General features: G+C 33.4%; 14 protein-coding genes. 1 reads left to right on the top strand and 13 read right to left on the bottom strand.

Annotated elements, in window-relative coordinates; translation table 11 throughout:
* Nucleotides 1-17: 17 nt before the first annotated feature.
* The 10 genes from A5821_RS14900 to A5821_RS14855 all read right to left on the bottom strand — a co-directional run bounded on the left by A5821_RS14900 (nt 18) and on the right by A5821_RS14855 (nt 11,465).
* On the bottom strand, nt 18-821 hold the full coding sequence (locus A5821_RS14900; RefSeq protein ID WP_086315509.1) for a WxL domain-containing protein: 804 nt from the start codon (nt 819-821) through the stop codon (nt 18-20).
* Nucleotides 822-825: 4 nt separating this feature from the next.
* Nucleotides 826-1,158, bottom strand: a complete 333-nt coding sequence (locus tag A5821_RS14895) for an LPXTG cell wall anchor domain-containing protein (RefSeq protein WP_086315508.1) — start codon at nt 1,156-1,158, stop codon at nt 826-828.
* Between the two features lie 17 nt (nt 1,159-1,175).
* Nucleotides 1,176-4,904, bottom strand: coding sequence for a hypothetical protein (locus A5821_RS14890; protein WP_086315507.1), 3,729 nt, complete (start codon nt 4,902-4,904; stop codon nt 1,176-1,178).
* Between the two features lie 96 nt (nt 4,905-5,000).
* A complete protein-coding gene (locus A5821_RS14885; protein ID WP_086315506.1) occupies nt 5,001-5,699 on the bottom strand; it encodes a winged helix-turn-helix domain-containing protein in 699 nt (232 codons plus the stop codon).
* 452 nt (nt 5,700-6,151) lie between these two features.
* Nucleotides 6,152-6,871, bottom strand: a complete 720-nt coding sequence (locus A5821_RS14880) for an alpha/beta hydrolase family protein (protein ID WP_086315505.1) — start codon at nt 6,869-6,871, stop codon at nt 6,152-6,154.
* A 337-nt stretch (nt 6,872-7,208) separates the two neighbouring features.
* Entirely contained in the window at nt 7,209-8,015 is an 807-nt protein-coding gene (locus tag A5821_RS14875) for an SDR family oxidoreductase (RefSeq protein ID WP_086315504.1), read from the bottom strand.
* Between the two features lie 84 nt (nt 8,016-8,099).
* A complete protein-coding gene (locus tag A5821_RS14870; RefSeq protein WP_086315503.1) occupies nt 8,100-9,341 on the bottom strand; it encodes an MFS transporter in 1,242 nt (413 codons plus the stop codon).
* Between the two features lie 32 nt (nt 9,342-9,373).
* Nucleotides 9,374-10,135: a tyrosine-protein phosphatase gene (locus A5821_RS14865; RefSeq protein ID WP_086315502.1), complete on the bottom strand. Its 762-nt coding sequence runs from the start codon at nt 10,133-10,135 to the stop codon at nt 9,374-9,376.
* 192 nt (nt 10,136-10,327) lie between these two features.
* The gene (locus tag A5821_RS14860) at nt 10,328-10,834 is read right to left on the bottom strand and encodes an HdeD family acid-resistance protein (RefSeq protein WP_086315501.1); all 507 of its coding nucleotides are present in this window, start codon (nt 10,832-10,834) and stop codon (nt 10,328-10,330) included.
* A gap of 109 nt (nt 10,835-10,943) precedes the next feature.
* A complete protein-coding gene (locus tag A5821_RS14855; RefSeq protein WP_086315500.1) occupies nt 10,944-11,465 on the bottom strand; it encodes a DUF1269 domain-containing protein in 522 nt (173 codons plus the stop codon).
* Nucleotides 11,466-11,627: 162 nt separating this feature from the next.
* Here A5821_RS14855 and A5821_RS14850 point away from each other — a divergent pair, with 162 nt between their 5' ends.
* The gene (locus A5821_RS14850; RefSeq protein ID WP_086315499.1) at nt 11,628-12,170 is read left to right on the top strand and encodes a TetR/AcrR family transcriptional regulator; all 543 of its coding nucleotides are present in this window, start codon (nt 11,628-11,630) and stop codon (nt 12,168-12,170) included.
* Nucleotides 12,171-13,009: 839 nt separating this feature from the next.
* Here A5821_RS14850 and A5821_RS14845 read toward each other — a convergent pair.
* From A5821_RS14845 to A5821_RS14835, 3 genes are all read right to left on the bottom strand, one after another.
* On the bottom strand, nt 13,010-13,294 hold the full coding sequence (locus A5821_RS14845) for a TetR/AcrR family transcriptional regulator (RefSeq protein ID WP_339098838.1): 285 nt from the start codon (nt 13,292-13,294) through the stop codon (nt 13,010-13,012).
* Nucleotides 13,295-14,207: 913 nt separating this feature from the next.
* Nucleotides 14,208-15,053, bottom strand: coding sequence for a VOC family protein (locus tag A5821_RS14840; RefSeq protein WP_086315497.1), 846 nt, complete (start codon nt 15,051-15,053; stop codon nt 14,208-14,210).
* Between the two features lie 24 nt (nt 15,054-15,077).
* Nucleotides 15,078-15,674: a nitroreductase family protein gene (locus A5821_RS14835; protein ID WP_086315496.1), complete on the bottom strand. Its 597-nt coding sequence runs from the start codon at nt 15,672-15,674 to the stop codon at nt 15,078-15,080.
* Between the last annotated feature and the right edge of the window lie 45 nt (nt 15,675-15,719).

Below are 15,719 nucleotides of genomic sequence, written 5' to 3'. Positions count from 1 at the left end.
AGTATTCTTTGTTTTATTTATGGTAGCTCGGAAATAATCCAAGTTAACACCGTTGAGTAAGTTCCTGGCTCTTTTTTTGTGCCGCCAGGAAGTGATAAACGAACTGCTTCGTTCATATAAATAGCTTGATTTTCCTTAGAAATATCAATAACTGGTTTTCCATGTTCATCCAAACGAGGATTTAACGTGGCTGTTTCTTCATTTAGATTATCTTTTGATGCGCCAAAAACCACGCTCCAAGTTCCTCCGCCTGTTCCTTTAGACGCTTGCGCTAAGGTATACGTTTCCCCAATATTGTTCAAGCGAATCACCTCTTTTGACACTGAAGGTAAATGGCTTGCTCCATTGAACGTATTGACCCAAGATTTATCAAAGGAAAGAACGGCACCATCAAGCTGACTGCCCGCTTTTTTTTGATTGGTGAATTGTTGTTCTTGTCGCACTTGTAGACTCCACCCGGTTTGGTTTTCTCGATAATCCGACACTTGAATAAACTGCCCTCTAGGAGCAATAGCTCCTTTAAACAGCAATGCATCTGAAGGATAGGTGCTGTCACTTACGGTAATTTTGTTACGACTAAAATAAAAATTTGGAACAAAATCGATTCGTAAGGCTCCTGTCGTATGCCCATAATCACCATCAGGTTCCAGCTCTTTACTTGGGTTTTCTGGATCTAACACCCCATAATCTGGGTCTATCAGCCCTTTAAACGAAATACCCATATCCCCTTTTTCTGACGTTTCGGCATAACTCGGACTAACGGGACTGCTCAGACCAACCGCGAAAAATAGTAACGTAGGGATCCAATGAATTTTTTTCATAGACTCATTGCTCCTTCCCTTTATTTCGATCTCGTTTTCTTAGCAGATACAAGAAAATCACTAAAAGAAGTAAGAGACTTCCACCAATCGAAACACCGTATTTGACTAATTCTCCAGTTGATGGGAACCTGCCCTTAGGCTTAGTTACTTTCTCTGAAGAACTAGCAGTCGGCGGTTGACTACTGCTGCTTGACGTTTCATCATCAAATAAGACAATTTCTCCTTTTGTTGGAACTTCTGCCCCTTCTTGGGCAAATGCAACTCTTCCATTGATCATTACAAGAAAGAGTAAAAGAAGAGAGGAGATGATGAATCTTGTAACATTATTTTTTTTCATTCGTTTCCTCCATCCTTTTATTTTGCATTTTCCAAAGTAATCGTGATTTGTGCTTGGTATTTCCCAAGTGCTTTAATGGCGCCTGGCGCAAGATCCAACATGAAGCCGTCCCCTTTAGACCAGCGTTCTTGTGTGATATCATAACGGCCTGAAACTGTATTTAAGTGACTGAAAATCACGCTACTTTCATCCGTCAATGTCAACTCATCTTCTTGATACTTGTACTTGATCGAATCAGGAAGTTTCACTCGTTCATCCTCTAAACTCGTTAAAGGTTGATCGACTTTTGCCTTGAGGTTCCATTTCACTTTATCTGCTCGTGTATCGGATACAACCAAGGGGTTCCCTATGATTTTAGGGTCTTTAAATTTCACCGCATTAATCGTCGCTTTTTTCGTTTCAAAATCTAACACATCTGGTGCTGATAGAATTTTTAGAGAGCCATTGAATTGATAGCTCACTTTATTTTCACCGTCCACGATCGTCATGATTTCGTTATCCGGTTTTTTCACTAAATCATAATTTTCTTCCTTTAGCGCATTCAAAATATCCGTGATCGCTGTGATTTTAGTCAGATCGACCGTTGTATCCAATGCTTTTACATCTGTATACGCTTCATGTAATGGATTCCCATTTTCATCTAAGAAGTCTACTGTTAGTTTTGCATTAACCCGAATTTGAATCGTTTTTGTTTTAATTGTCGTTCCTTTTTTTGCTTGAATCGTAGCTGTATGTGTTTTTGTAGTGTCCGGATCATTCGTCAATGATGTTTCCGTAACGGACAACTCCACCCCTTCACTCAAGCCTGTTGCAACATCCCACGCTATAGCACCAGATTTTTTTAGAATAAAGGATTTCAACTGTTCATCTGTCAAGCCCGAAACTTCTGCTTTTTTGACCGCAATATCTTCGGCTCCAATTATTAATCCAGACGTTGGCGGTGTTCCTTCCACAACCATGACAGGTACTTTGATCACTGTCGTTTGAGAGGAATCCTGTTTATCTGTCATCCGAACTTCTGCATATTGCAGACCAACTTTTGAGGTATCAACAGGTTTGGTTGGATTGACATATTCAAAGGTTGCTGTATGACCTACCATAACAATAGGGTCTTTGATCAATCCCTGAGCTGTCTTACTCCAAACACTGTCTTTTTTGATTGTTTGGGCAATTGGTGTTCCGCCTAATTTGTATACATTGACTTTGATAGAGTAGTCTTGAGAAGGTAAACCATTCATCGGACCGTCTGTTTCATTAACTGCTTGCATCAACGTCTCGTATTTATGAATAGATCCATATTTTTCATTCTCTTGTTTCGGCAAAGTACTTAACGGAATTGTTAAACTGCCATCGAACTCTTTGACATTATTCGATGCAAAAGGAAATCTAGCTTCCTCTCCATTAGGATACGTTACATAAATCGTGCCCTGCTCGTTTACAGTTGGAATTTTACTTAACTTATAATCTGTCTTTAGCTCTTCAGTAGAATCTGAATAAATGTTGAACACTTCCGGATTTGCCTTTAGTTGCATATAAGGGATTTCTTGTCCCGCAAAAACTTCATAACCTGTTTTCAACGCTTCATCAGGAGCAATGTTTTTCCACGGCGCACCTAATTGATATCCCGAATCGACACCTGATGCAATAACTTGTCCTTCATTATAGTTTCTACTTTCAGTACCGTTTGTAAGAAAAGAGTTTCCAAAATAATTTGTGCCTTGTGATACACCAATAAGTGAATAAGCCCCAGCAATATACTTGCTATAATCTGATAGCCAATTTCCTCTACCATCTTTTAGCTTGACTGTAAATCGATTACCTGATGATGGCTGCATATAAAATCCACTATTATTTCTCAGCGCATATATCGGTACACTATCCACATAGTAATCGGTATCTACACTTTCTAACATTGAAAAACTCTTCGTAATATTCGAAAGGTTATACATATCCAGCTTGACTGAAAAGTTTAAATTACGGCTAATCGATAAATTGTAGACATACATAATATTGTTAGCCTCGTCAACTAACACTTCTTTCAATTCATTTCCTTTACGTAGGAAATATTTAGTGGATATATTTGAAGCTGCTCCAGACCAACCTAAGCCAGCTGTTCTCTCCCAAATGGTTCTGTATAATACCTGGTTGTTTACTCCTGGAATAGTAGCTACTCTACCTGTACCAGCAGAGTATACATATCCCCTATTTGATTGATCTTGAATTCTAAATCCTACATCATTTGCGATACTATCCGTTAATCCCCTGTTAAGAAAGCCTATCTTAGACCCATTGATTGGGTTGGTGATTACACCATCAGTAGAATTCAATGGAAGATTTTGCCACTCTTGTATATCAGTTGCCCCAAGGACAGCATCAGGAACAACCAATACACTGATATTTTGTTTCAGTAACTCTGTTCCTAGCACAACTGTTACAACGACTTCATTTTTCCCTCGACTAGAACTATTGATTGAAGAGCTGGTGATTCTTGTATCTAAGTTTTCACCTGTGGTTGTATCCCACGCTTTCAAAGACATTTTTTGTGTTAATATACTGATAATTTGTGGAATTGTTTTCCCTTTTGTTTCACTAACTTTTAGAATCGGTACATCATAACTTACTCCTACTTTTGAACTGACAATCACTGTTTGATTTTCTAATGTTACAGTCACCGGAATTGGAATCACTGTTGAAACTGCTGTATTAGTTTTCTCAGTCATTTTTATATAAGCCCAATGAAATCCCGTATTACTAGAATCAAACTTATTAGCAGGTACTGTTGGCGTTCCCGCTTCATCCGCTACCCATTCATAGGTTGCGTTACTGGCGGTTGTCGTACTCAATGTTTGATATTTCGAAAAAATACTGGCAGCATTGGTTCCCATCGCCAAATTTCCCTTTTGTACAATTGTAAAATAATTAGGTGCTTTTATATCAGCACCAAATACCAACACATCTCTTTGAGTTGTTGCCTTTTTTTCTCCTGTTTCTGAACCTAGCGTTACTTCAAATTCTGCTTTATAGGTCCCAACAGATTTAGTAGCAATCGTAGTGCTCAGAACATCTACTGCTACTTCTTCTCCTGTTTCTGTGCTCCAAGCCTTAACATTCGATCTAGTTTTTACTAGTTGTTGCAATTGTTCCGCTGTTTTGTTTTTTACCTCATCTGGATATAAAATAATTTTTCCATTGACATTACTTGTTTGAATGCCTACTTGATTATCTAATAATAAGGTAGTTGATGTATCCGTAATGGTTACTGGAATAGGTACACGTATACTCGATAGACTATAGCTTTCAGTAATTTCCACATAAATTAGTTTAAATCCTGTCTCGGCGCTACTTGGTGTAGCTGGAGAACCATCTGCAGTCACATATTCATAATGAGCACCAAATTGTGGATTTGGGATGACCAATTCTGAAAAAAGTGTCTTACGCCCAGCTTCCGTAGTTAAATTGGGAAAAGGTGTATTTTTAGCTAAAGTGAAGACCTTTGGTGTAGCTTTCAAACCTTCTGGATTTTCAACTGGGTCCAATGCTCTTAAGCTAGAACTAGCTTTGACTAACGAATTTTGCTCATCTACAGATTCCTTATTCGTTTCAGGCTTATTTAGACTTTTTTCACTCTTCTTATCTGGACTCGCTAAGATAGGTGCAACTGGTTTGAACATAATGTTTAGTAGAACGATCCCTAACAATGCTACCCCAATAGTGACACCCACTATTTTCTTTTTTGGGCTATTCATTTTCTTCTCCTTTCTTTAAAATTATGGTATTGATTGAATCATTGAATTTCTTAAGCCACCACCTCCTTGATTCCCTTCAATATCTTATTAAGATCTTCAAGGTTTCGTTACAAAAGCATAGCCTTTTGTCCGAATGGTTTTAATATAACTTTGACCAAAACTATTTTTGCCTATTTTTGTCCGTATTTTGAAAATACTGTTGGCGATCAAATATTGACGCATTTCATCTGCTTTTTTATCTTGTCCCCAAACTTCCTGATAGAGCTCATCATAGGATACTGTCGTTCCTTTATTCTCCATTAAAGTACTTAAAATTTGATATTCTATATTTGTCAACTGTATTTCTTCCTCATCATTTTTGATGAAGCTATTATTTTTCAAGTTAAGCTTTATCTGGTCAGGGCTCTCTTCTTGTTCTTTTTCAGAATGTACTTTTTGTGTAATCACATCTACTAAACGTCTTAATTGAATAAACGTCACTTCGTAATCTACATCTTCTCTTGCTATGCCATCTACTCCTAGCTGTAAATACACTAAATCAATTGTCTTTATTTTATTTTTCGTCAACAATAATAGATAGCCATCGAACTTACTTCTGGCTTTGAGAATTGTTTCATAACATCCGACAGAATCAGAACTGTCTATTTCATCAATTATTAAGATTTCCAACTTCTCAATTTTATATTCAAAATTTTCTAATTGAAGAAACTGGGGATCAAAATTTAATTTTTTCAATACATTCAAATATGGTTTTTTGGTATTATTTGATGTAGAGAGGATACCGATAGCACACATGATTAATTCCACCTTTCTATTATTTTTTTTGTTTGCTTTATAAAATGGTATTTGCTTAAAGTTATTTCGGTTAATACCGTGATAAATATTTTAATCTTAATAACTTATTTTTATTTGTAAATAATCTTAAAAAAATTTATTTTCAATCGATATATTAAATAATAAATCATAAAAAAGAATTTGTGGCTCATGTTTTTTTATTAAATATAAAAATTTTTAAGTTGATAAAATGTACATAAATCAACATTTATCAAAAAAAAGAAGACTGATTCCCAAACCAGTCCACTATTTAATATTTATTTCATTTTTTTACTGTTTTAGTATATTAACTATTTTTATAACAATAGTTTAAATGGGTTTATATAGAATTATTACATTAATTCTTCTAACTAAACCATCGAAAAGTAACAGTAACTATCTAATTTTCCAATTTTTTAATCCAGTCTTAAGCTCTATTTCGTTCTTGGCAGAAGAACTACATTTTTTATCCATTGAATCATGAGTGAAATATGCTCTTGTTCTGGTTGAATAATTTCACCATGCGGCATGTCGTGAAGAACTAGCATATCTATATTATTCTTTTTTGAAAGATTATCCCTAAAATAGTTTAGCGAAGTTTCTATGTGCACTCGTTGGTCATTTGCTCCATGTATTATTAGACTAAGCGAGCAAGCTAAGGGAAGATGATGAATGGGAGACGCTTGTTTCAACAACTCATCCGAAGCAAATTGTCCATAATACTCTGTTACAGCACTATCCCCTAAATTTTTGTCACGGGTGTAGATTAAGTCTATAACAGGAGCCAAGCCAACTACCTTATCAACGATATCCGCATTCAATAATGAAAGTTGTCCGCCTACCGAATGACCTATTAAAATAATCGCCATACCTTTAAACCTATTTTTAATTTGGATGATTGCATTCCGAACATCCTTTAAAGGAATTGGCCATGGATATTTTTGTCCTCTTCTGTATTCCACATTACAACTGATAAATCCTTCATTAGCTAATTTTTGTTGCAACGGAGTCAAGGTCGCATTCGTAAGTTCCGTTCTCCAGTAACCTCCATGTATTAGTACAATAATGGGGCCACAAACTTGTTCTTCATCGGGAATCATTAAATCAAAAAAACACTCTCTGCTTGCACCATAACTAATTTTCTGTGTTTTCATTTTAAATCATCCTCCTAATTTTTGGACTCACAATACATACAGATAAGAGTATGAAGTGATTTATATTACGGTATTTATATCCTTATCTCTAATGGAAGAAACGTTTTTCTCTGACTCTAATCAGACGGTTCCTTTGCTTTATTCAATAATAAATCATCAAAGCGAGCTTGTGCATCATACTTTTTTTATTAAATATAAAGATTTTTAAGTTACTTAAAAATAGAAATATTACTATTTACTGTAGCAGTATAACTAAAAAAAGAGCTTGAGACATAAGTCTCAAGCTCTCTTTTCAATTTTTGAAGCGATGTTCCAGTTATCCTGTTATGTTGTCTTTTTATTTTTTAATTGTGCTATTTTTATTTTGTTTTTTAGTCCAAATCGCTTGTTGCTCTTCCTTTATAATCTTTTCGTATTTTTTAGGAAAAACATTTCTAAATGAATCTGAATCCGATTCGATCACTGCTATGACGCCAGGTATTATATCTTTAGGATCATCTTGCTCAATTGGAAATGAAGTATCAGAGGCATCAATAAAATTAATCTTAGGATCATACCATTTTTTCAAATTTTTAATTATTTGATCATTAAATCCAGTTTGATAAGGTCCAGGATTTATTGTAGCAACTTGAATCCCAAAAGGCTCCAACTCATCGGACATGGCTTCGGCAATCGCTTCTACTGCATGTTTCGAAGCTGCATAGGCACCACTGAATCGTCCTCCAATAAATCCAGCTATTGAAGATATAAATATTATTTTCCCTTTTTTATTGCGAACCATTTGTTTAATGAAACCTTGCGTAAATTCTAAATTAGAAAATACATTCACCTCAAACTCATGTCTAACAAGCTCTACAGGGATCTCTGAAATTGGTCCCCCTTCTCCAATACCAGCATTATTAACTAAAATGTCAATATTTGGAAAGTTTTTCCAAGCATATTCTTGGTCTTTTTTCGAAGTAATATCAATTTTTTCAACAGCTATTGTACATTTATTTTGTTCTGCAAGTTGTTTAACTTGAATGATTTGGGAAACTGTCTCTACTAATGCGATGACCTCATGTCCTCTTTTAGCTAAAGCGATTGACCAGTCTCGTCCAAAACCACTTCCAGCTCCTGTTATTACTATTTTTTTCTTATCCATAATCAATTTCCTCCATTTTATCTATTTCTTATTTATACTCTTTAGTTAACATAACGTTTGAATATAGAATCCATAAAAATTGTATTACAAGTGTTTAGTCCAATAGCTTTTAGATTTTTGATAACCTAAAATCCATAATACGCAGGCTACTATTGTAAATACTAGCAGAATAAACCAAGCTACAGTATAGGTATTGAACTTATCTGCTAACATAGATACAAACATTGCTCCTAATGACATCCCTGCTTGCATCATACTATTTACATAACCATAGGCTACACTATAATTTTCGCCTTTAAATATTGCTCCTATCAGTAGTGGTGGTACGACAGCTCCTAACCCCATCCCTAAACCATAGAATACAGATAATAAATATAAACCTTCGTTGCTGGACGTACTCATCAATAAGATGAATGCCAGGGAAAATCCAGCAGTTCCAAAAATAATACTATAGATCACACCTTTTTTATCATTAAGAATTCCCATAATCATTTTTCCAAATACTCCGACAATAGAATAGATGGAAACAGCTAATGAACCAACTATAGCGCCATATTTTATTTCAAAAGCAGCAGGAAATTGTCCTACAGATCCACTATGAACAATACCATTTAGCAACATGCCTATAAGAATCAACCAAACAAATATCTTTTTTTTATAAGATTTAAAATCGTCCCAGATTCCTTTGTCAACTATAGGCACGTTATCAATCGTGTTATCTTTTGTTAATTTTTCTAAACCTATATCTTCTGGTTTTTCTTTTATAAATAAAGTCGTCGTTAGCATTGCTGTCAGAAAAACAATCACTCCAATTATTAAGTAAGTTTTACGCCAGCCAAAATTTTCTAATAAAGAAGTACTTAGAGGACTAAACAAAAAACCACCTATTCCAGTACCTGCCATAGCTAAACTCATAGCAACACCTTTTTTATATTCAAACCAATTATTTATAAGTATAGAAACAGGGATTGTCCCTACGTTAAGGTAGAATACACCTAAAACAAATGATATTACATAATGCATGTATATATTAGTGACAAGTCCGTAAGAAGCAAAAGATATACTATATCCTATAATGCTAAAAACTAAATGTTTTTTCAGTTTCCCATTAGATAAATTTTTGGAAATAATAGGTGATAAAAAAATACCCATTGTTTGAAGTATAGTATTGCTTAAGGTAAAACTACTTTTACTTATGTTAAATTCCGTTGTTATAGGAATTAAAAATTTGCTAGCCATTGTTACAACAGGCGGAATCATACAAGCCATTAATATAAAACATGCAAAAACGATTCTCCAACCATAGAATACTGTTGTTTTTTTCACTATATTGTTCTCTCCCTCAAATAGGTTGTATTTTAAGAAACAGCGACAACATATTTTCGTCTAAACATCTCAATAAACGTATTGTCTAAATTTAAACCATCATATAAGTAATTATCAAAGGTTCCATATTTTTCAATAATTACCTTTTTGGCATAGTTTAAGTAATCTAAATTGACGTTTAACGCTTTAGACAAGGCATTAATTTGTTGATCTGTTAGTTTATCCTTCCATTTTTCGATCAGCCTTTCATTTTCTAATTTTCTCATGATATTAGTTCTCAAATAATCATCAATCACTTGTTCATCTGATGCGCCAGCTATCTTCAAAATCAAAGCAGCCCCAAAGCCAGTACGGTCTTTTCCTGCAAAACAGTGAAATAAAACACCATAATCACTGGCTAGCAAATCTTTTAAAAAATGACTATAACCGTTCAAAGCAGATTGACTGACAATTATTTCTCTATATGTGTCTAACATTTTCCGATGAATAGTTTCTTCATCTTGGCTATTTTTAATCATATCTGAAAAAGAAACATTCTTCATTGTTGCTGTTGCAAGAATATCAATATTCTGATTGATTACTCCATTGATATCAGTATCGGGAGACTTCACAATTTCTTTTTGTTCTCTAAAATCATAGATTTTGTCTATATTGCATACTTCTTTCACAAAATAGATATCATCTGATGTTAAATTTACTAATTCTCCACTTCTAAAAAATTTGTCTTTTACTAAAGTTCCGTTCGATACGGCTATACCACCAATATCTCTAAAATTTGTAATAGATAAATTCAATTGGGTATCCTCCTTATAATAATATTTTTATTCCGCTTATGGTGATTTTCTTACTTTTATAGGTGACTACCCTTTTATCAAGATAGAGACTCAGCATAACTTTATAAGTCCTATCTTAACCTCTATAGATCTGAATAAATACTTCTGTTCAAACCTCTTCATCATCAATTAGTTCAGATTTACTTTATTCTTCTATGATAGATTAAATGCCGCAAGAAAATATTGTATACCTACCATCATAAAATAAGCGCCTACAATGAACGTTAATGTTAGAACTGAACTAATAGGGTTATATAGTAAGAAAATACCCGCAAAAATACCTAAGATATTTAATACAATTAAAAAATAACGTTCAAATTTAGAAGTACCTTTAATCATGCTACTAGTAAAAACACCAAAAATAGAATTAGCTATAAAACTGATTGAAAATATATAGGGCAATATTACTAAACTAACACCGATTTTTGTTATCAGTAAAATACCTAACATAATATCGATTATTGAAACTAATATAAGTAAGAAGCTTCTTTTACTAAAAAGTATTTCATATATCCCTTTTATAATAAAAGTAATACCAAAGACTATAGCTATTGATAATAAACTTCCTGTTGGATTTCTAAAAGCTAAAAGTGAGACTATTAGGTATAAGATTCCTAATAAAAAATAGCCTAGATTTATTTTTTTGCTTCCCTGTGACATATAAATCACCTTCACTTTTCTATAATTTTTTTGTTAATTTATCTGTGCGTTATCTGACTATCCTTATAAAGTGTCCTGACCACATTTTTACGAGACGTAATATAAATAGTTACTGTAATTTTTTTCTTGCTTCTCTAGCTAGTTCTTTTTGTAGCTTTTCTGCTTCTTTAACTTCCTGTTCAACTTGGCTGAATGAATGTCTATAAAACACAGCACAATCATTCGCATCAAAAAAGTTATTAATTTCATTGATATTAGGTTCTTCCACTACTAGAATAAGAGCTAATTTATAGTTATCTAGTTTTGAGATGACTTGATTAATAACTTTTTCAGATTCTACGACTTTATTATCATCTGAAGCAAGACCGATTAAAGCGCCTATACTTCCACCTAGTAACATACCCAAAGGTCCAGAAATCAGACCAATTAAACTTCCAATTAATCCACCACTTGCCCATCCAGAAGCATCATTTTCGAAATCAAAGCCATCTTTTACTACGATACCTTCACCTGTATTTTTTATCACACATCCAGAAAGTACCTTTGTACTACCTGACCAGTTTTTCATAGTTGATAAGACTTCGTATGTCTTACCTTCATCAGAAAAAATAACTACAATAACATTTTTCATTTCGCATTCTCCTATTCTCTTTTGGAATTCATTATTCTAAAAAATAATGTTAAACTACACTCAATACATTACTATAGATAATAACGATATGTAATTTACAAATCTCTTTTTTTGTAATGTATCTAACAAAATATAAAAAAAGTTTTAAAAAGAGGTGCTAGAATGAAAAAAAAAGAAAATATAACTAACCGATCTTTACAGAAAACACTGTTAGAACTCTTAGAAACAAAAAAATTCGAAAAAATAACTGTAAATGATATTTGTGTAAGAGCGAAGATAAGTAGAACTGCATTTTATGATTATTATTTAGACAAATTTGACCTATTATTAAAATCTATGGATCAGCTAAGAATAGATCATACTGTCGAATTTCAAAATAATCACATGAAAATAGAAGATATTGTACACTCCATTATTAGTAATATTTCCGCCAACAAAAAAATTTTTTATAATATTTATAGCAGTAGAGATGTCGATGAGATACGCTCAATACATGAAGAATCATTTAGGAAGAGAATTCTCTTTTTTATAGAAAATACTAGTTTAAAAATAAAAAGTGATATGCCCGTGGATGTAATAGCCATTTTATGTTGTTCAGGTGTTGTAATTATTTTGAGAAGTTGGATACTTATGCTGAACTCATACTCTGAAGAGGAAATAATTGAATTTTTAGTGGTCTATTTATATAACAATATAATAGATTAACACCTCTATATAATCGAAAGTGTGTGCTTATAAAAACAACACCGCTGGTGAAAGAAGTATTTTTTCTGGTTAAAAGTCATTAACTATAATCCGGATATTTCATATAGACCGTGGGAAATAATTTGATACTCAAGAAATAGACAAGTTGATTGAAACACCTACTATTACTCGTTTATCAAGTAAACCTCGTTATCCATATGATAAAACTGCTGTGGAAGTAACTGACAAATTGTTTAACGTGGAATTTTTTTGGCCTAAGAACTTTAATGCGATCGATCAACTTTCATATTCTGTTCATTTACCTCTCTAAATGAGACAAACACCCATGAGGGCTATAGCCCTCATGGGTGTTTGTCTCAATCTCTCGTATCGTTTAAAGTCTTGATTTCTTTTGCTTACACCGTTTATTCGGATTCCTTCTGTCTGGGAGCATTGTGTCCCAGATTCGTTCTTAAAATTAGTTTCTTAGGTGAATTTTTCTATCGTTTATTTTTATGCCCTTTATTAGCAGTTATTCCGTGTTTAGTTTTCTTTTGTTTATACTATTTCAACTATTCTTTATATTCCTCCTTTACTTATTATTTATTTGCCTAATAAATTAGTTCTGAGATAAATATTAATATAATTTTCCAGTTCATCCATAGTACAAGACTCACTAACTACCCCTAGCTTAATAAGTCGACATACTCCTGAAAAACAAAATTCGATTGTTACATCTAACGGTATTCTATTTTTAATTGTTAATTCTTTATTATTAACTAGTTCGGCTATCATTTTAGAGAATGGTATTCGGAAATAAGATATGATTGTACTACTTTTACTGCTTCTAAAAATATTACTTATTTCTTTTTTTTTTCTTTAACATTTTCACACAAAAAAATAGTAATATCTTCTATAAATATATGTTTGTCACGCTTAGTAGAAAGATAGTGATCTACTGATGATTCTATGACTTTTTCTAGCAAATCGTACTTATCTTTATATTGAGAATAAAAAGCAGGTCTACTAACCATTGCCTCGACACAAATATCATTTACTGTGATATTTTCAAAATAATCATCCCCTAATAGATAGATGAGCGCCTCTTTTAATCTAAGTCTAGTTCTTCTCCTTCTTAAATCCAATTACCTTATCTCCTTTTTAAACTAATTTGATTTTTCAAATTATGCTGGACAATTGTTATAACACTCTAGCTTGCATCCTCACTTCCTATCAAGTAAGGGACACAATCCATTTCCACAATCGATTCTTGCAAAAAAATTTGATTATAGCTCTGCCAATACGGAATAATTTTATACAAACAATCTACCAATTGATATGTTTATTTCAATCGTTTTATTCCTCTTACTGATTCTTTTGAAAAACTGTACAAACTTATTTCTTTAACTCTATAGAATTTCCTTCACTAGTCCATAATGATTATCAGTCATTTTTCCTCCAGTATATCCATATTGATCTGATAGGATAAATGCGAGACATTAAACTGACAATTTCTGTATCACTATAATAAAAATAGGTGCTAACTTATTATTTTTAGTTATCATGCCATAATTTTCCTCCTTTATTTTATATGCCTATTACAGAGTAGTTAACTACGAAAGTCAATAGGCATATATGAATCAATTCTATGATTTTATGGTTTTAATCGTTTATCAGTTTCACCAGTCTGCTGCTTATAATTTCTATAATATGCCCTTAATAAATGTAGTTGTAACTCATTCTACTGATCATTTTTTGGGAAACTAAATTTACCAAAGACTTGTTCTCTCTAATTAAAATAAAGAAATTTAGACTTCGCTCGCAAAATCAAATAGAAGGATTAAGAAGATGTAGAATTATTGATACTGAGGACCTTATATCTTGATTTAAAAGCTATAATAGTGGAAAATAAGTCAAATCGAAAAGAGCTGATTTTTTCCCACTATCTAGACAAAGGTGTTTATATTTTTGGACAAAAAAAATCCAGATACCAAGCAAATTAACTGGTATCTGGATTTTTCTTTAGGACTTATGTCCCAAACATAAATACTTCTAAAATTAATATTCAAACTTAATCTGCATCCCATTAGGATCTTGAATCACTACGTGCTCATTTCTCTTCACATATTCAACAGAGGTTTCATCAAGTTGCTTAGTAAACAACTCAAACGCTTCTCTAGAAGGCAACTGGAACGTATACCACGCTAACCCTAACTGATTCTCACCAATTAAAGCTACACGCTCTCCATTCCAAGTGTTCGTCCCAATATGATGATGATACTCACCTGCGGCAAAGAATTTCGCACGTCTGCCAAAATTTGATTTTAAAGAAAAACCAAGCTTTTCATAGAACTTCTCCGTCTCATCTAAATCTGCAACTTGTAAATGAACATGCCCTATTCTGGAACCAGGTGCCATACCTAACCATTGCCCATCAGCTTCAGCAACCACAGCATCACCATCTAACTCTTCGGTCACACCAATGATTTCTCCATCTGCTCGAATATCCCATTCTGTCATTGGTTTATCTCGATAGATTTCGATACCATTACCTTCTGGATCGCTTAGATAGATTGCTTCGCTGTAACCATGATCAGCTGCACCGATTTCAATATTATTTTGTAATAGCCATAACAAGCTATTCCCTAAATCTTTACGCGTTGGTAAGAGAAAAGCGGTATGGTACAATCCTGTTGTTTTATCATTTATGATAGGATCAACAAGCTCTTCCAGAATCACAATTGCTTCAGAAGAATTCTGTGCACCTAAGAAAGCTGTATTTTGTTCTTTGTTCAATAAAACAAGGCCAATCATCTGTGTATAAAATTCTGTCATTACATCCAGATTTTCCACTTTCAACTTCACTTGTTTTACGATCGTTTCTTTAGGTAATGTGTATACCATGCTCTTCTCCTCCATTTGCGTTAATTAGTTAAATTCTAAGAAACGTGCGCTATCTTCCATGTATTCTTTTTCGCCAGCTTCAGCTTCGATTGAACCGAAAACAAGTTGTGCTCTTAATTTCCATTGGCTTGGAATAGACCATTCTTTCGCAACGGCTTCATCGATTACTGGGTTGTAATGTTGTAAGTTTGCACCGATATTTTTTTGTGCTAATGCAGTCCAAACGTTGGCTTGTGTCAATCCACTTGCTTGTTCTGACCATACTGGGAAGTTATCTGCATATAATTCAAATTGTTCTTGTAAGTTTTTAACGATATCCATATCTTCAAAGAAAAGCAGTGTACCCGTTCCCGCTGCAAAGCTTTGTAATTTAGCTTGTGTATTTGGGAAGGCTTCTGCAGGTGTTAAAGGTTTCAACGCTTCTTCTGTCATTGACCATAATTTTTTATGCGCATCGCCGAATAAGAAAACCACACGTTGTGTTTGTGAGTTAAATGATGTTGGGCTTTCTCTAACAACTTCTTTCACCAAAGCTTTGATTTCTTCTTGTGATTGAGGTAAGTTATCTCCTAAAGCGTAGATTGAACGGCGTTTTTTTAATGCTTGAATAAATTCTGTCATGTGTATTGCTCCTTTTCATTTTCAATTAGTTTTTAGATTACTTTC

It is taken from the genome of Enterococcus sp. 7F3_DIV0205, assembly GCF_002141365.2.
GTDB lineage: Bacteria > Bacillota > Bacilli > Lactobacillales > Enterococcaceae > Enterococcus_L > Enterococcus_L palustris.
This window is presented reverse-complemented; position numbering and strand designations above follow the sequence as displayed.